Here is a 15,931-nt window from a genome sequence, read left to right as displayed (position 1 = left end):
TGCCAGCAGTGTACACGCGGGCGCAGGACGGCAAAAGGGGAAAAGGTCAGGCGTCGTCGACCGGCGTATTCGGCTGTTTGCGCACGAACTGGCGAAACAGTTCGCGGCTCTTCAACGGCTTGCCGCCGAGGTAGGGTTTCAGCGCCATGCGGGTGAAACGCTTGGCGGCGCGCAGCGTGTCGGCATCGGGAAACTGACGCTCCGCCAGCGCACGCAGTTCGCGGCCGGTGAAGCTGTAATGATCCACCACCAGGCTGGCGATAAAGCCTTTCTCTTCGCGGTAACGGTAGGTCATGGCGTCATCCACCGGCAGGCCGCTGCCGGCGCAGTGCAGAAAATCGAGGCCGTAGCCGAGGTGATGCAACAAGGCCAGCTCGAACTGGCGCAGCGCCTGCTCCGGCGAACTGTCTTCCGCCGCCAGCGCCTGCAGGCATTGCAGATAGTCGAAGAACAGCACCGAGTAGTTGGCTTCCTGCTCCAGCACCCGCGCCAGCAGTTCGTTCACATACAGGCCGCTGTAGAGCATCATGCCGCTGAGGGGTAAACCGAGAGAGACCGCTTCGGCGTTGCGCAGCGTTTTCACTTCGCCGCGGCCGCCCCAGCGCACTAACAGAGGGGTAAAGGGCTGCAGACAGCCCTTCAGATTGGAGCGGCGGCTGCGCGCGCCTTTCGCCAGCAAGCGCACCCGCCCATGACCTTCGGTAAACAGATCCAGCATCAGACTGGTTTCACTGTACGGCCGCCCATGCAGGACGAAAGCGCGCTCCCAGCCGTCCACGGATCGTTACTTCAGATCGTCAACGTAGCCCAGGCTGCGCAGCGCACGTTCGTCGTCCGCCCAACCGGATTTCACTTTCACCCACAGCTCCAGATGCACTTTGGCGTCGAACATCTGTTCCATGTCCTGGCGCGCTTCGATGCCGATGGTTTTGATCTTGGCGCCCTTGTTGCCGATGACCATTTTCTTCTGGCCTTCGCGCTCGACCAGGATCAGGCCGTGCACATCGTAACCACCGCGATCGTTGGCCACGAACTGTTCGATTTCCACCGTCACCGAATACGGCAGCTCTTCACCCAGGAAACGCATCAGCTTCTCGCGAATGATCTCAGACGCCATAAAGCGCTGGGAGCGATCGGTGATGTAATCTTCCGGGAAGTGGTGTTCCGCTTCCGGCAGCAGTTTGCGCACGATACCGGCGATGGTGTCGACGTTCATCCCTTTCTCGGCGGAGATAGGCACCACGTCGAGGAAATTCATCTGCTGGCTGAGGAACGCGATGTGCGGCAACAGCTTGGATTTGTCGGTGACGTTATCAACCTTGTTGATCGCCAGCAATACCGGGCAGCGCAGGCTGCGCAGCTTGTTGACCACCATTTCGTCGTCGGCGGTCCAGTTGGTGCCTTCGACCACGAAGATCACCAGTTCGACGTCGCCGATCGAGCTGCTGGCCGCGCGGTTCATCAAACGGTTGATGGCGCGTTTTTCTTCGATGTGCAGCCCAGGGGTATCGACGTAGATCGCCTGATAGGCGCCATCGGTGTCGATGCCCATGATGCGGTGACGGGTCGTCTGCGGCTTACGCGACGTAATGGAAACCTTCTGCCCCAGCAGTTGGTTCAGCAACGTCGATTTGCCCACGTTCGGGCGGCCGACGATGGCGATGAAACCGCAGTGTTGTTTTACTTCGCTCATTCAAGCTCCAGCTTTTTCAGCGCTTGTTCCGCTGCCGCCTGCTCGGCTTTACGGCGGCTCGAGCCGGTGCCCACTACGGGCTCGCTCAAACCACTCACCTGGCAGTGGATGGTAAACTCTTGGTCGTGCGCTTCACCGCGAACCTGCACCACCAAATAAGAAGGCAACGGCAGATGACGCCCCTGCAAAAACTCCTGCAAACGGGTTTTCGGGTCTTTCTGCTTATCACCGGGGCTGATTTCGTCCAATCGGCTGCGATACCAGTCCAAAATCAGTCGTTCAACGGTCTGAATGTCGCTGTCCAGGAACACGCCGCCGATCAATGCCTCCACCGTATCCGCCAGGATTGACTCGCGGCGGAACCCACCACTTTTCAATTCGCCCGGCCCAAGCCGCAGACATTCACCCAGGTCAAACTCGCGCGCCATCTCCGCCAGCGTGTTGCCGCGCACCAGCGTGGCGCGCATGCGGCTCATATCGCCCTCGTCTACGCGAGGAAAGCGGTGATAGAGCGCATTGGCGATGACAAAGCTCAGAATCGAGTCACCCAGAAACTCAAGACGTTCATTGTGTTTACTGCTGGCGCTGCGGTGAGTCAAAGCCTGCAGTAAAAGCTCCTGCTGTTGAAAAGTGTAGCCCAGCTTCCGCTGCAGCCTGTTTATTACGATGGGATTCATGAGTTACCAATAGATCAAGAATGCGTCAAAAACTTGCAGCATACGGAACAGGCCTGCTTCGCTGAAAGCCGATCCAAAGCTGTTTCGTTTGCAGTGGCTCCCAGCAGAGAACCAACTTTTTATCGCTCGAGAAAGTATTCTACAACGAGTGGAAACATAATGCTGTGTTTATATCCCCTTAATCTTTCACGCCGCAGTAGGCTGCGGCGTGAAATTTACGGAAAATAAGTCAGCGATTAATGAATGCCGCCAATCCGGCTGAAACGCACGCCGGTCGGCCACTCACCTTCCTGCTTTTCAAAGCTCATCCAGATGGCCGTGGCTTTGCCCACCAGATTCTTCTCCGGCACAAAGCCCCAGTAACGGCTGTCCGCGCTGTTGTCGCGGTTGTCGCCCATCATGAAGTAATGCCCGGCAGGCACCACCCACTCCGCCAGCGGTTTACCCGGCTGTTGATAGTAAGCGCCCACCCGATCCTGTGCATCCGGCACAGTCAGGATACGGTGCGTCACGTTGCCCAGGCTCTCCTGACGCTCACGCAGGCGAATGCCGCCCGGCGGCACGTCGTCGTTCAGCGGGATCTGGTAGAAACCGTTGCTGGCCTCGCCCATGCCGCTGCGGCTGAACAACTGCACGAAGTCGCTCGGCTGCGCGTCGGCGTAGGTCACCGCCAGCGCGGTGTCGCAGGACTGCCCGCTGTTGCATGACGGCTGCACCGTGACGCGCTTATTTATCGGATCGTAAGTAATACGATCGCCCGGCAGGCCGATCACGCGCTTGATATAATCCAGTTTTGGATCCAGCGGATATTTAAATACCGCGATATCGCCGCGCTTCGGATGACCGGTTTCAATTAGCGTGGTCTGGGTAATCGGATCTTTAATGCCGTAAGCATATTTCTCCACCAGAATGAAATCGCCAATCAACAGCGTCGGCATCATTGAGCCGGACGGGATCTGGAACGGTTCGTAAATAAACGAACGCACCACAAACACCAGCAGCAGCACCGGGAAGACCGAAGCGCCGGTCTCTACCCAACCTGGCTGCTTCGCCACTTTCGCCAGCGTTTTATCGTCTACGGCGCCCGCAGTCTGTTCGTTGACCGCCGCGATCTTCGCGCGGCGGGCCGGAGCCCATTTAAAGCGCTCGAAGCACCAGATGATCCCGGTGACCAGGGTGGCCAACGCCAGGATCAGGGCAAACATATTCGCCATGCAAACTCCCTCGTTTCGCGAACTCGTCGCGGTTACTTGCCGTCTTTGCCCACGTGCAGAATGGCCAGGAACGCTTCCTGCGGCAGCTCGACGTTGCCGACCTGCTTCATGCGCTTCTTACCGTCTTTCTGTTTCTGCAGCAGCTTTTTCTTACGGCTGACGTCGCCGCCGTAGCACTTCGCCAACACGTTTTTACGCAATTGCTTCACGGTGGAGCGCGCGATGATGTGCGTGCCGATCGCCGCCTGAATCGCGATATCGAACTGCTGACGCGGGATCAGATCTTTCATCTTCTCCACCAGTTCACGGCCGCGATACTGCGAGTTGTCGCGGTGGGTGATCAGCGCCAGCGCATCCACGCGCTCGTTGTTGATCAGCACGTCCACGCGCACCATGTCGGAAGCCTGGAAGCGCTTGAAGTTGTAATCCAGCGACGCATAACCGCGCGACGTGGACTTCAGGCGGTCGAAGAAGTCGAGCACCACTTCCGCCATCGGGATTTCATAGGTCAGCGCCACCTGGTTGCCGTGGTAGACCATGTTGGTCTGTACGCCGCGCTTTTCTACGCACAGGGTGATGACGTTGCCCAGGTATTCCTGAGGCATCAGCATGTGACATTCGGCGATCGGCTCGCGCAGTTCCTGGATGTTGTTCAACGGCGGCAGCTTGGACGGGCTGTCGACGTAGATCACTTCCTTGCCGGTGGTTTCCACTTCGTAGACTACCGTCGGCGCGGTGGTGATCAGATCCAGATCGTATTCACGCTCCAGACGTTCCTGAATGATCTCCATGTGCAACAGACCGAGGAAGCCACAGCGGAAGCCGAAGCCCAACGCGGTGGAGCTTTCCGGTTCGTAGAACAGGGAGGCGTCGTTGAGGCTGAGCTTGCCCAGCGCATCGCGGAAGGATTCATAGTCGTCGGAGCTGATTGGGAACAGACCGGCGTACACCTGCGGCTTCACTTTCTTGAAGCCCGGCAGCGCTTTATCCGCCGGCTGACGCGCCTGCGTCAGGGTATCGCCCACCGGCGCACCGAGGATGTCTTTGATCGCACAGACCAGCCAACCCACTTCGCCACAGTTCAGCACGTCGCGATCGACCTGCTTCGGCGTGAAGATGCCCAGGCGATCGGCGTTGTACACCTGGCCGGTGCTCATGACCTTGATCTTGTCGCCCTTGCGCAGCGTACCGTTCTTGACGCGCACCAGAGACACGACGCCCAGGTAGTTATCGAACCAGGAGTCGATGATCAACGCCTGCAGCGGCGCATCCGGATCGCCCTGCGGCGCAGGAATGTCGCGCACCAGACGCTCCAGCACGTCGGGCACGCCGACGCCGGTTTTGGCCGAGCAGCGCACCGCATCGGTGGCGTCGATGCCGACGATGTCTTCAATTTCCTGCGCGGCGCGATCCGGATCGGCGGCCGGCAGGTCGATTTTGTTCAGCACCGGCACCACTTCCAGATCCATTTCGATCGCGGTGTAGCAGTTGGCCAGCGTCTGGGCTTCTACGCCCTGGCCGGCGTCCACCACCAGCAGCGCGCCTTCGCAGGCCGCCAGCGAGCGGGAAACTTCATAGGAGAAGTCGACGTGGCCAGGGGTGTCGATAAAGTTGAGCTGATAGGTCTGCCCATCCAGCGCTTTATAATCCAGCGTAACGCTCTGCGCTTTGATGGTGATGCCGCGCTCGCGCTCCAGATCCATGGAATCGAGCACCTGCGCAGCCATTTCACGGTCGGACAAGCCGCCGCAGATTTGGATAATGCGGTCAGACAGCGTCGACTTACCGTGGTCAATATGGGCAATAATGGAGAAATTTCGTATATGCTTCATTATAAAAGTTTTTCTGCCTTGGTATTTCTGAATTACTCGCCTATAGAAACCCGCATGGACCTAAAGCGACAGTGAATGGGTTAGGCCGTCTTGCACCTGAATCGCTGCATTCTACATGCCACACCACTGAAAACCTAGCGATCGGTGCAGTGAAGGCACTCTATTATGCGCGGCTTAATGTTACAGGGCGCTCCAGGTTGTGAAAACAGATGTTAACACGAGCGATGCCACCCGAACCCAAGGCTGGCACCGCCTCCGCAGCAGCCAAACCCCGGTGTTAATACATAAGCGGCCGCAACGCAATAAACCCTCTCCGAAATTATAAAAAAAGAATATTTGGATCAACCTCTTAGAATTCAATTTCGCCCCTCTGCGTTTAGGAAAAACCCCATATACGCCACTGCCTTCCCTCGGATAGAAAGGGCGTGAACTCCGCGACAAAACATTATTCCGGGCACTACATCGGCAGCCCACCGGGGTTCACCAGCATATCTGCGTACGTTGATTGGAAGGTGCATCATGATCGATAAAGGGCAAATGCTGAGCCGGCACGATTTTTCGAAGGTCAACTGGGGCATTCTGGCGGCGGCGGCGTTGCTGTTTAGCGTGGGAGCGGCGCTGTTGGTGCTGCCGCTGCTGAGCAGCATTGATGAGAGCGAAGCCATCACGCTGCTGCAGGCCGGCGCGGGCACGATTTTACTCGGCTGTACGCTGCTGGCGCTGCGGCATTATCTGCGTCCGGCGCTGACCTATCGCCTGTATGAACACGGCGTACGGGTCTTTGACGGCCATCATCACAAAGAGCGTTTCATCCCGTTTGAGAAAATCGGCGACATCTATCGCTTTCGCGGCGGTAAGGCTTTCGGCGGGTGGCTCGACGTCACGGCGTTTCGCACTGGCGCGGATCAGCCCTGGTGTACGGTCTTCAGCAATGTCGCCCATTCGTGGCGGCTGGCGGACGTGATCGTCGATCAGCAGTTGCAGCAGCGCGGGCCGCTGGCGTTGAATACGCTTTATCAGGGGGAGACGGTGTCGTTTCACACCGTTGAGGGCGACGCGCGCTGGTTGTGGCAACTGCTGCTCGGCAAGCGGCAAGGCACACCGGCGAATACGCTGCGGCTGAGCGCCACCCTGCTGACGACTGAACGGGGCAATGTGCCGATCGAACAGATCCGCGCGCTGGAAAACCATCCGCAGCGCGGCATCCGTTTACTCGACGGCCAGGGAAATGTGCTGTTCGCTATTAACTATGATTCGTTGCTCAGCGCCGATCTGTTCATCGCGCTGCTGGAACATATGATCCACAACCGCATCCCCGCCTATCACACCCCGGCGATGACGCGGCCGTCGGTTTAAATCAGCGGAGAATTTTCCGCCTGCATGCGCATCGTGGTAGGCGGCAAGCCAATCTGCAGCACCACCGGCTGATAATCGGCCTGCTCGCCCAGGCGCCGGGCCAACCGGCGCGCCAGCATAAAGGCCGCCCCGCCACCCAACACGGCACCCACTGCCGCCGAGGCGTCGCTGCCGAAGCCATATTGCAGCAGCGTGCCGCCCAGCATCATGCCCAGCAGCGGCGTCAGGTAAACCAGCATGGCGGAGCGCAGCAGGCTGCCTTCCGCAATGCCGACCTCGACGCGCTGCCCCGGCTCGAGCGGCTGATCGATACGCACCTGCAGCTGATGCTCGGTTTCCGGCACCAGCTCGTTCAGCGCACGCGCGCCGCAGCCGGAACGCGCAGTGCAGCTGCCACAGCCGGCCTTGGGTTCACAGCGCAGCAGCGCTACGCCCTGTTGCCACGAAACCACCGTGGCCCACTCTTTCATCATTACGGCGATACCTTGAAAGAAATGCTGTCGGCGATGCGCTTGGCCGTCGCCGGCGGCAATTCGCCCACAATCGTGATTTCGTTGCCCGCGCGCACTTCGGTCTGAATGGTGCGGCGCCCCTGACGGTAGTACTGCTGCCCGGCACCGCTGCCCGCCGGGCTGACGTTGACCGAGAAGCTGAACAGGCCGTCGCTGTAGAGCCGGGATTCAACCGGCACGGCGACATTCGGCAATTTACGGCGATTGCGCGCCACCTCGTCCACCCCGGCCGGCAACCAACCGGTGCTCCAGCTCAGCTGGACCTTTTCCACCGCCGGCAGCGACAACAGCGGCGGCAAATTGGCTTTGAGCAGCCCCTGCATCGCGCCCTGCACATCGGCGCCGACCGCGAAGGAGATCACCCGATATTGCTCCAGCGTTTCGCCGTCGCGATCGAGCAAATCCACCCGCAGCGGCAGCTTGGTGTCCTCGTCCATCCAGACGATGTAGCTGTAGCGGGAGCCGTCGCGCGCCACCACGCGCAGCACTTCACACGGCCGATCGGCGATGCGGGTGCTACCCACGGAAATGAAGTCGTAGTACTTGGCCAGGCGATCGAAATCGGCATAGACAATGGCCGGCAGCGCATCGACGATGTGATCGCCGGTGAGCGTGAACGGCTCAAGGCCGGGTTCGAAGTAACTGATCCCGCCGCCGCGCTGTAGCACTTCGCGGCGCGGGCCGTCCATATGCAGCAACTGGCCGAGCGGCACGTTGCCGATCACCGCATGGCGATAGCGCAACGACTCGATTCCCTGCTTGCTGATGCTGATGTAGGCGAGCTCGTAATTGAGAGAACGGCTGGCACTGCTCATCTGTTGCAATAACGCCCCGGACGCAGTCGGCTGCGCCGGGGCGATGCTGGAATAGAGCAGGCTGCCCGTCAATAAACAAACGGAGAACCAGATTTGCTTCATTACTGCTGTTGCATTCCTAAAGACTGAGTTCCGGGAACCTGAATGGCAGCCTGTTGCGGGTTGCTTTGCTCAAGCTGCAGCTGATCCGAATGCAGGCGACGTTGCAGTTCATAGTCCTGCAGCATAGCGTTGATACGCTTACGCTGTTCCTGCACCTGCTGCTGTTGGCCGCTGCCGGTGGAGAAACTGTCGGCCGGGACGCCCAGGCTGACCGGTGAGGCTTGGCCCATGATCGGCAGTGTAGTGAAGGCCGGCGATTCGGACGCGTTCGATGACGCAGCGGGCTGGTTGTAGTGCTGCACGCCGACGATCACCGCCAGCGACACGCAGGCCGCCATGCCGATTTGCGTAATCTGGCTCGCCCAAGGACGCACTTTGTGCCAGAACGGCATTTTCTGCCAGGTGTGCGGCTGCGGTTGAGATTCCTGAACGGCAGAAGGCACCAGCCGGGCAGGTTCTTTCTCAAGTGCAGCGGCGACGCGATCGGCGATATCGAAATGCATCACTTGTCCGATATCACCCCGCAGCGTGTCACGTATCAGGTGATAGCTCTGCCAGCTTTGTTGAAGCGTTCGATCTTGCGACAGAGAACTCAACAGCTCGCTGTCGAACGATTCACCATCCATCAGAGCGGAAAGCTTTTCTTTCTGCATGCCTAAGTACCCTTCCTGTGCCCGCCATTGCTAACGCTGGATCAGCGGTTGAACTTTATTATCGATAGCTTCCCGGGCGCGAAAAATACGCGAACGTACGGTTCCGACCGGGCAATCCATGATGGCAGCTATCTCTTCGTAGCTTAGACCATCCAACTCCCGCAGGGTAATCGCCATGCGAAGATCCTCTGGGAGCGACTCAATGGTACGGAAAACTATCTGTCTCAGCTCTTCTGACAACATTAAGTTCTCAGGGTTCGAAATTTCTTTCAGTGCGCCCGCACTTTCGTAATTTTCCGCATCGTTGGCGTCCACATCACTGGATGGCGGACGGCGCCCCTGAGCAACCAGATAATTCTTTGCCGTGTTCACGGCGATTCGATACAACCAGGTATAAAAAGCGCTGTCGCCACGGAACGATTCCAGTGCGCGATAGGCCTTGATAAACGACTCCTGCACCACATCGGGCACATCGCCCTGCGGCACATAGCGGGAAACTAGACTCGCCACCTTATGCTGATAGCGCACTACCAGTAGGTTAAACGATTTCTGGTCGCCCTTTTGGACCCGCTCAACCAGAACTTGATCCGTTAACTGCTCGCTCATCCGAGGTAAACTCTCCCCAAATCCGTCTCCACGCGTAAAATTGTACTGCCAGCCATACATTATTTTCCTGAGCAAGCACTCGCTTGGAGTTCATATAGAACACGAAGTTCCATATCGCCATTGTTTTTTCTGTTGATGTCACCCTATCCGTGGCTTTTGCCCGGACAGTTAGGCTAACATGAAATTCACTCTTCTTCTGCACACATCATACGTTATGCAACCATCATCTGAACATGTTAGCGATGTACTGATCGTCGGCAGCGGCGCTGCGGGCCTGTCACTGGCGCTGCGCCTGGCGCAGCATTGCAAGGTTACCGTTCTCAGCAAGGGGCCACTCAGCGAGGGGGCCACCTTTTACGCCCAGGGCGGGATCGCCGCGGTGTTCGATGAGACGGACAGCATTGCCTCACACGTTGATGACACTTTGATTGCCGGCGCCGGCCTGTGCGACAAAGAGGCCGTCGAGTTCATCGCCGGCAACGCGCGCCACTGCGTGCAGTGGCTGATCGATCAGGGCGTGCTGTTCGACACCGAGGTCAACGCGCAGGGCGAGGAGCATTATCACCTCACGCGCGAAGGCGGCCATAGCCATCGCCGCATCCTGCACGCCGCGGACGCTACCGGTAAGGAAGTAGAGACCACGCTGGTAGGGAAAGCAAGCGCTCACCCCAATATTTGCGTGATGGAACGCCGCAACGCGGTCGACCTTATCACGTCGAACAAGATCGGCCTGCCGGGTACCCGCCGCGTAGTGGGCGCTTACGTCTGGAACCGCGAGCTGGAGCGGGTGGAAACCTACCGCGCCAAAACGGTGGTGCTGGCGACCGGCGGCGCGGCCAAGGTGTACCAATACACCACCAACCCGGACATCTCCTCCGGCGACGGCATCGCCATGGCCTGGCGCGCCGGCTGCCGGGTCGCCAACCTGGAGTTCAACCAGTTCCACCCGACCTGCCTGTTCCATCCGCAGGCGCGCAACTTCCTGCTGACCGAAGCGCTGCGTGGCGAAGGGGCTTACCTGAAGCGCCCGGACGGCAGCCGCTTTATGCCGGATTTCGACCCGCGCGGCGAACTGGCCCCGCGCGATATCGTCGCCCGCGCCATCGACCATGAAATGAAGCGCCTGGGCGCCGACTGCATGTACCTGGACATCAGCCACAAGCCGGCGGAGTTCATCACCCAGCACTTCCCGATGATCCACGAAAAGCTGCTGACGCTGGGCTTCGATCTGACCCGGCAACCGATCCCGATCGTCCCGGCGGCGCACTACACCTGTGGCGGCGTGATGGTCGATCAGCACGGCCGCACCGATCTCGACGGGCTGTACGCCATCGGCGAGGTCAGCTACACCGGCCTGCACGGCGCCAACCGCATGGCGTCGAATTCGCTGCTGGAATGCCTGGTTTACGGTTGGTCGGCGGCGGAAGACATTCTGCAGCGCCTGCCGTTCATCCAGCAGGCCAAACAGGTGCCGCACTGGGATGAAAGCCGGGTGGACGATGCGGACGAACGGGTGGTGATTCAGCACAACTGGCACGAGCTGCGGCTGTTCATGTGGGATTACGTCGGCATCGTGCGCACCACCAAGCGGCTGGAGCGCGCCCTGCGCCGCATCAACACGCTGCAGGCGGAAATCGACGAATACTACGCCCACTTCCGCATCTCCAATAACCTGCTGGAGCTGCGCAATCTGGTGCAGGTGGCCGAGCTTATCGTGCGCAGCGCCATGGCGCGCAAAGAGAGCCGCGGCCTGCACTACACGCTGGACTACCCGGATTTGCTGCCGGAAGCGCTGCCGACCATCTTGCAGCCTTAAACCATGCGACAGGGCGCCTTATCGGCGCCCTTTTCTTTTCAGTAGAACAGGTAAAAGTCGGCTATCAACCGGCGGAAATCGTCGGTATAGCTGCCGTCGGCCTGTTTGATCGCCAGCGCCTGCTCCCGCAGCGGCGTTTCCTTACGCGTCAGCGCCAGCAGCACCCGGTGCAGCGGCGTATCGGCCCGATCGCTGATGTTCACTTTCGCCGCCGTGTGCCAGCCGCTTTGCTGCGCCAGGCGTTCAAATTCGGCGCCGATGTCGTGCGGCAGCACCACGCAGAACGTTCCTTGCTCCACCAGCAGCTGCGCCGCGCAGGCCAACAGCGCGTCGTGCGTCAGGGTTTCGGTGTAACGCGCGTTGTGGCGCGCCTGGTCGCGGCAGGCCACCGCCGGCTCGAAATACGGCGGGTTGCTGACGATCAGATCATACTCAGCGGCATGCTGCTGCGCATAATGGTGAATATCCTGCGCATGCACGCGGATGCGCTGCGGCCACGGCGATTCTGCCGCGTTTTCGCGCGCCTGGCCGGCGGCGGCCTCATCCAGCTCCACCGCGTCGATGGTCACCTCGTCGCCGCTGCGCTGCGCCAGCATCAGCGCGATCAGGCCGCTGCCGCTGCCGATATCCAGCACCCGGCGGGCCTGCCCCAGCGGCACCCAGGCACCGAGCAACACCCCGTCGGTGCCCACTTTCATGGCGCAACGATCGTGGGCAACAAAGAATTGTTTAAAGGTAAAACCCCCGCGGCGCGGGGTAAAATCGGCTTTCGAACGCTTGCTCACACTCACCACCTGGCTATAAAACTGGCGTAGCATAAGGCAATCTGATGGGCGGGAAAAGAGCGGCTTTCCGCTTAAATAGGTGAAGATCGCGGCCAACCCGTCTATAATCGGCGCCCCAAGTAGAGGTAGACCATGACAGCAACCACTTTTTCCGAACTCGAACTCGATGATCGCCTGATCGACGCGCTGCGCGACAAAGGCTACGATCGCCCCACTGCCATTCAGGCCGCTGCGATCCCGCCGGCGATGGACGGGCGCGACGTCTTAGGTTCGGCTCCGACCGGCACCGGCAAAACCGCCGCCTTCCTGCTGCCCGTGTTGCAGCACCTGCTGGACTTTCCACGCAAGAAATCCGGCCCGCCGCGCGTGCTGATCCTGACGCCAACGCGCGAACTGGCGATGCAGGTCGCCGACCAGGCGCGTGAATTGGCTGCTCATACCTCGCTGGATATCGCCACCATCACCGGCGGCGTCGCTTACATGAACCACGCGGAAGTGTTCAGCGAAAACCAGGACGTGGTGGTCGCCACCACCGGCCGTTTGCTGCAATACATTAAAGAAGAGAACTTCGACTGCCGCGCGGTGGAAACCCTGATCCTCGACGAAGCCGACCGCATGCTCGACATGGGCTTCGCGCAGGACATCGAAACCATCTCCGCCGAAACCCGCTGGCGCAACCAAACGCTGCTGTTCTCCGCCACGCTCGAAGGCGAGGCGATCCGCGAATTCGCCGAGCGCATCCTGAAAGAGCCGGTGGAAGTGGAAGCCGACCCGTCGCGCCGCGAACGCAAAAAGATCCTGCAGTGGTACTACCGCGCCGATGACGTGCAGCACAAAACCGCGCTGCTGATCCATCTGCTGAAGCAGCCGGACGTGCAGAAATCGGTGATCTTCGTGCGCAAGCGCGAGCGCGTGCACGAGCTGGCCACCTGGCTGCGCGAAGCGGGCATCAATACCTGCTATCTCGAAGGCGAAATGGTGCAGGCCAAACGCAACGAAGCGGTTAAACGCATGATGGATGGCCGGGTTAACGTACTGGTCGCCACCGACGTCGCCGCGCGCGGTCTGGATATCCTCGATATCACCCACGTGTTCAACTTCGACATGCCGCGCACTGCGGATACCTACCTGCACCGTATCGGCCGTACCGGCCGCGCCGGGCGCAAAGGCACCGCCATTTCGCTGGTGGAAGCGCACGACCATCTGCTGCTGGGCAAAGTGGGCCGTTACCTGAACGAGCCGCTGAAAGCGCGCGTGATCGACGAGCTGCGGCCGAAAACCAAGGTGCCGAACGAGAAGAGCAACGGCAAGCCATCGAAGAAAGTGCTGGCCAAACGCGCGGAAGATAAAGCGAAGAACAAAGAAAAGGCCAAGGTGAAAGTGCGCCATCGCGACGCCAAAAACGTCGGCAAACGCCGTCAGGCGAAGGCCAAGCCGGTCGGCGACGCGGAATAACCGCCGCTGCCTAAGAAAAAACCGCCTGTGCAGGCGGTTTTTTTATGGGCGTTTACTGCTGCGCGTAGTGCGTGGAAAGACGATGCCCCTGCAGCCATTTATCCAGCTCGCGGAACTGCGCCTTCAGCTCGTCATTCTGCAAATGTGCCGGCGTTTGCGAGAAGTAAAACTGGAACGCGACGCCCTGCTGGTTGCGCGCCCGGGCATCGGCCCCGGCCTGCAACAGCAGCAGCGCCAGGTGTGGCGCGTTGATCTTCGCCGCCAGATGCAGTGGCGTATCCCCCAGCCGATCGCTCAAGGTGGTATCCGCTCCGGCCGCCAGCAACAGCCGCAGCTGCTCCTCACGCCCGGCCAATACCGCCGCCGCCAGCGGCGTAGCGCCGGTCACGGCATTGCGCACGTTCACCTGCCCCCCTTGGGTCAACAGCAACCGCAGATACTGCGGGTCTTGCAGCATCGCCGCGGTGTGTAGCGCGCTGTTGCCGTCCAGCCCCGCAGCCGCTGCGTCGGCGCCGAGATCCAGCAACGTCTGCACGCTACCCGGCTGCTGCGAAAGCACCGCCCACTGCAACAGCGTGACCTGCCGATCGCCCCGCTCGCGCAAACGATCCTGCGTCGCCTGCGCATGGATGCCCTGCGTATCGCCGCGCGCCACCGCCTGAGCCAGCGCCAGATTGCTGCGGCCGTCAAACGGCGAAATCTCCTGCCCCATCTGTTGCTCCTTAGCCATCATCAGTAAACCGGTCACCGCGACCAGCGCCAGTAAGGCTATCGCCAGCGCCCGCCGCAAGCGACGCCCTTCAGGCATTGGCCTTGGCCTCCCACGGCTTTTGTTCCGCCATCGAGCTTAACACCTTGTCGATGCCGTGCGCCGTCAGGCTGCGATCCAGGTGCTTGCTCGGCCGCCAGTCATCGATGCCGGTCAGGGTATCGTTGTTGGCCAGGGTGATGTTGTGGCCGATAGCGTCCGGGATCAGCGAGGTCGATTCCTGAGTGCTGGTCAGCATGTCATATTGTTCGCTGTAACGGCGAATGCCACCGGCTTCGGCATCTTTCTTCGCCGCCGCCGGATCGATGCCCAGGCGATTCAGGGTGTAATCCGACACTCCGGCCGCGTTGAAGGTGACCGCCGTAGTGCCGGTCGCCAGTGCCGCCGTAGCCGCCAGACCGCCGCCGAGCGAATGGCCGGCGATCACCAGCGCATCGCCAAAGGCCGCCTTGGCGCTTTTGGCGGCGGCAACCGCCTGATTGTACTGCACATCGTCATAGCCCGTCGCCTGCCGCACGTTGCTCAGCCAGTCGCGCCAGTCGTTGGTGCCGGCAAACGCCAACACATACTGCTTGTCGTTGCTGTAAACCCCGGCCTGGAAACCGCTGCCCGCATCGTGCAGGCTGGCGGGATCGATGCCGAAACCGAGCAGCGCGCTGTCGCTCAGTCGGTTGAACCCGGCGGCGCCCTGGCCGTTCAGCGAGTAAACGTCCTTGGCCAACAGCGCCAACGCATAATCGCCCTCTTGCGATTGCTGCCCCCGGGTAACGCCCGGCGCTGCCGCTGCCGTCGGCGCCGCCGCAGAGAGATCGCCGACCAGCGTATTCAACAGATTCTGCGCATTGAGCGTGTTCTGAGAGGGGGTGGCCACCGGCGCGGGACTTGCCGGCGCGGCTGCGGGCTGCGCCGCCGGTGCCGTCTCGGCGATGGCGCGAGGTGTAGGGATCGCGGCCACCGGAGATACTGCAGAGGTAAAACTTAAAGGCATACTCATGCCGACTCCTTGTCGATAGACTTTTTATTGAGCACCTGAATAGGTACTGATTTAGCTATCGGCAGGTCGGATGAGTTCTGTATTAGGAATGCTTAACTTTGTGCAAATTGTGATCCACGTTCGGTTTTCGGCCGTCAAACGCAAAAAAGGGAGCCGAAGCTCCCTCATTGCTACGATTGCGCCGCCGATCAAAGGCTTTCGGTAAAGGTGCGGGCGATAACGTCGCGCTGCTGTTCCGGCGTCAGAGAGTTGAAGCGCACCGCATAGCCGGACACGCGGATGGTCAGCTGCGGGTATTTTTCCGGATGCTTGACCGCGTCTTCCAGGGTTTCACGGCGCAGCACGTTGACGTTCAGGTGCTGGCCACCTTCTACGCGCACGGTCGGCTGCATTTCCAGCGGCACTTCACGGTATTCGATCTGGCCCAGGTCGCTGACTGCGACAACCTGATCTTCCGCGTAGTTGGCCTTGGCGCACACGCAGCGAGCTTCCGCTTTTTCATCGTCCAGCAGCCAGAAAGAATTCACCAGCGCCTGGTCGTTCGCTTTGGTAATTTGAATACCGGTAATCATTATGTTGCCTCCGTACAAGGGCGTAAAAATTCACGTCGTGAGAAAACCCAATTCTGGTTTCGGCCATTTGGTAAAACCAT

16 protein-coding genes are annotated in these 15,931 nt (G+C 60.1%); 3 read left to right on the top strand and 13 right to left on the bottom strand.

All coding sequences use genetic code 11. The features are described 5' to 3' along the window. Positions 1-46: 46 nt before the first annotated feature. From recO to lepA, 5 genes are all read right to left on the bottom strand, one after another. Positions 47-778 carry a DNA repair protein RecO gene (gene recO, locus ACRAWE_RS00605; RefSeq protein ID WP_019452317.1) on the bottom strand — a complete coding sequence of 244 codons (732 nt, stop codon included), beginning with the start codon at positions 776-778 and terminating at the stop codon, positions 47-49. Between the two features lie 6 nt (positions 779-784). Beyond that, the gene (gene era, locus ACRAWE_RS00600) at positions 785-1,693 is read right to left on the bottom strand and encodes a GTPase Era (RefSeq protein WP_004929162.1); all 909 of its coding nucleotides are present in this window, start codon (positions 1,691-1,693) and stop codon (positions 785-787) included. Next, positions 1,690-2,370 (bottom strand): ribonuclease III, encoded by a 681-nt coding sequence (gene rnc, locus ACRAWE_RS00595; RefSeq protein WP_004929158.1) that lies wholly within the window; start codon positions 2,368-2,370, stop codon positions 1,690-1,692. Before rnc ends, era begins: the two co-directional genes overlap by 4 nt. 236 nt (positions 2,371-2,606) lie before the next feature. Continuing rightward, positions 2,607-3,584, bottom strand: coding sequence for a signal peptidase I (gene lepB / locus ACRAWE_RS00590; RefSeq protein ID WP_063919908.1), 978 nt, complete (start codon positions 3,582-3,584; stop codon positions 2,607-2,609). Positions 3,585-3,616: 32 nt separating this feature from the next. Further along, a complete protein-coding gene (gene lepA, locus ACRAWE_RS00585; RefSeq protein ID WP_019452315.1) occupies positions 3,617-5,416 on the bottom strand; it encodes a translation elongation factor 4 in 1,800 nt (599 codons plus the stop codon). Positions 5,417-5,935: 519 nt separating this feature from the next. Here lepA and ACRAWE_RS00580 point away from each other — a divergent pair. Next, entirely contained in the window at positions 5,936-6,772 is an 837-nt protein-coding gene (locus tag ACRAWE_RS00580) for a hypothetical protein (protein WP_309530577.1), read from the top strand. On the opposite strand, the gene rseC is transcribed toward ACRAWE_RS00580, so the two are convergent. Genes rseC through rpoE form a run of 4 tightly spaced genes read right to left on the bottom strand, consistent with a single transcriptional unit; the run spans position 6,769 to position 9,460 of the window. After that, on the bottom strand, positions 6,769-7,245 hold the full coding sequence (rseC, locus tag ACRAWE_RS00575) for a SoxR-reducing system protein RseC (RefSeq protein WP_432524371.1): 477 nt from the start codon (positions 7,243-7,245) through the stop codon (positions 6,769-6,771). The two genes, ACRAWE_RS00580 and rseC, sit on opposite strands and share 4 nt — an antisense overlap. Further along, positions 7,245-8,201: a sigma-E factor regulatory protein RseB gene (gene rseB / locus ACRAWE_RS00570; RefSeq protein ID WP_019452312.1), complete on the bottom strand. Its 957-nt coding sequence runs from the start codon at positions 8,199-8,201 to the stop codon at positions 7,245-7,247. Before rseB ends, rseC begins: the two co-directional genes overlap by 1 nt. After that, on the bottom strand, positions 8,201-8,854 hold the full coding sequence (rseA, locus tag ACRAWE_RS00565) for an anti-sigma-E factor RseA (protein WP_019452311.1): 654 nt from the start codon (positions 8,852-8,854) through the stop codon (positions 8,201-8,203). The genes rseB and rseA overlap by 1 nt, the downstream gene beginning before the upstream one ends. Positions 8,855-8,884: 30 nt before the next feature. Beyond that, complete coding sequence (rpoE, locus tag ACRAWE_RS00560) at positions 8,885-9,460, bottom strand: RNA polymerase sigma factor RpoE (RefSeq protein ID WP_004929136.1); 576 nt, start codon at positions 9,458-9,460, stop codon at positions 8,885-8,887. Between the two features lie 214 nt (positions 9,461-9,674). Between rpoE and nadB the strand changes: the two genes are divergently transcribed. Then, positions 9,675-11,276 (top strand): L-aspartate oxidase, encoded by a 1,602-nt coding sequence (gene nadB / locus ACRAWE_RS00555; protein ID WP_019452310.1) that lies wholly within the window; start codon positions 9,675-9,677, stop codon positions 11,274-11,276. 38 nt (positions 11,277-11,314) lie between these two features. On the opposite strand, the gene trmN is transcribed toward nadB, so the two are convergent. Continuing rightward, the gene (gene trmN / locus ACRAWE_RS00550) at positions 11,315-12,061 is read right to left on the bottom strand and encodes a tRNA(1)(Val) (adenine(37)-N(6))-methyltransferase TrmN (protein WP_211129592.1); all 747 of its coding nucleotides are present in this window, start codon (positions 12,059-12,061) and stop codon (positions 11,315-11,317) included. A gap of 132 nt (positions 12,062-12,193) precedes the next feature. Between trmN and srmB the strand changes: the two genes are divergently transcribed. After that, positions 12,194-13,516, top strand: a complete 1,323-nt coding sequence (gene srmB / locus ACRAWE_RS00545) for an ATP-dependent RNA helicase SrmB (protein ID WP_197773812.1) — start codon at positions 12,194-12,196, stop codon at positions 13,514-13,516. Between the two features lie 52 nt (positions 13,517-13,568). Here the strand turns inward: srmB and ACRAWE_RS00540 are convergent, their stop codons facing one another. From ACRAWE_RS00540 to grcA, 3 genes are all read right to left on the bottom strand, one after another. Further along, positions 13,569-14,324, bottom strand: a complete 756-nt coding sequence (locus tag ACRAWE_RS00540) for an ankyrin repeat domain-containing protein (RefSeq protein WP_197668199.1) — start codon at positions 14,322-14,324, stop codon at positions 13,569-13,571. Further along, complete coding sequence (locus ACRAWE_RS00535) at positions 14,317-15,279, bottom strand: phospholipase (protein ID WP_432524367.1); 963 nt, start codon at positions 15,277-15,279, stop codon at positions 14,317-14,319. Before ACRAWE_RS00535 ends, ACRAWE_RS00540 begins: the two co-directional genes overlap by 8 nt. Positions 15,280-15,467: 188 nt before the next feature. Beyond that, positions 15,468-15,851 carry an autonomous glycyl radical cofactor GrcA gene (gene grcA / locus ACRAWE_RS00530; RefSeq protein WP_004929114.1) on the bottom strand — a complete coding sequence of 128 codons (384 nt, stop codon included), beginning with the start codon at positions 15,849-15,851 and terminating at the stop codon, positions 15,468-15,470. Between the last annotated feature and the right edge of the window lie 80 nt (positions 15,852-15,931).

Source organism: Serratia sp. BFP-2025 (assembly GCF_050880365.1).
Lineage (GTDB): Bacteria > Pseudomonadota > Gammaproteobacteria > Enterobacterales > Enterobacteriaceae > Serratia > Serratia surfactantfaciens.
The sequence above is the reverse complement of the archived record's forward strand: the minus strand, read 5'-3'. Positions and strand labels throughout refer to the sequence as shown.

Coding starts and splice junctions, on each gene's coding strand:
- grcA (WP_004929114.1), bottom strand. CDS start 15,851: ATGATTACCGGTATTCAAATTACCAAAGCGAACGACCAGGCGCTGGTG.
- rseC (WP_432524371.1), bottom strand. CDS start 7,245: ATGATGAAAGAGTGGGCCACGGTGGTTTCGTGGCAACAGGGCGTAGCG.
- era (WP_004929162.1), bottom strand. CDS start 1,693: ATGAGCGAAGTAAAACAACACTGCGGTTTCATCGCCATCGTCGGCCGC.
- rnc (WP_004929158.1), bottom strand. CDS start 2,370: ATGAATCCCATCGTAATAAACAGGCTGCAGCGGAAGCTGGGCTACACT.
- ACRAWE_RS00540 (WP_197668199.1), bottom strand. CDS start 14,324: ATGCCTGAAGGGCGTCGCTTGCGGCGGGCGCTGGCGATAGCCTTACTG.
- rseA (WP_019452311.1), bottom strand. CDS start 8,854: ATGCAGAAAGAAAAGCTTTCCGCTCTGATGGATGGTGAATCGTTCGAC.
- ACRAWE_RS00580 (WP_309530577.1), top strand. CDS start 5,936: ATGATCGATAAAGGGCAAATGCTGAGCCGGCACGATTTTTCGAAGGTC.
- rseB (WP_019452312.1), bottom strand. CDS start 8,201: ATGAAGCAAATCTGGTTCTCCGTTTGTTTATTGACGGGCAGCCTGCTC.
- srmB (WP_197773812.1), top strand. CDS start 12,194: ATGACAGCAACCACTTTTTCCGAACTCGAACTCGATGATCGCCTGATC.
- lepA (WP_019452315.1), bottom strand. CDS start 5,416: ATGAAGCATATACGAAATTTCTCCATTATTGCCCATATTGACCACGGT.
- ACRAWE_RS00535 (WP_432524367.1), bottom strand. CDS start 15,279: ATGAGTATGCCTTTAAGTTTTACCTCTGCAGTATCTCCGGTGGCCGCG.
- nadB (WP_019452310.1), top strand. CDS start 9,675: ATGCAACCATCATCTGAACATGTTAGCGATGTACTGATCGTCGGCAGC.
- lepB (WP_063919908.1), bottom strand. CDS start 3,584: ATGGCGAATATGTTTGCCCTGATCCTGGCGTTGGCCACCCTGGTCACC.
- rpoE (WP_004929136.1), bottom strand. CDS start 9,460: ATGAGCGAGCAGTTAACGGATCAAGTTCTGGTTGAGCGGGTCCAAAAG.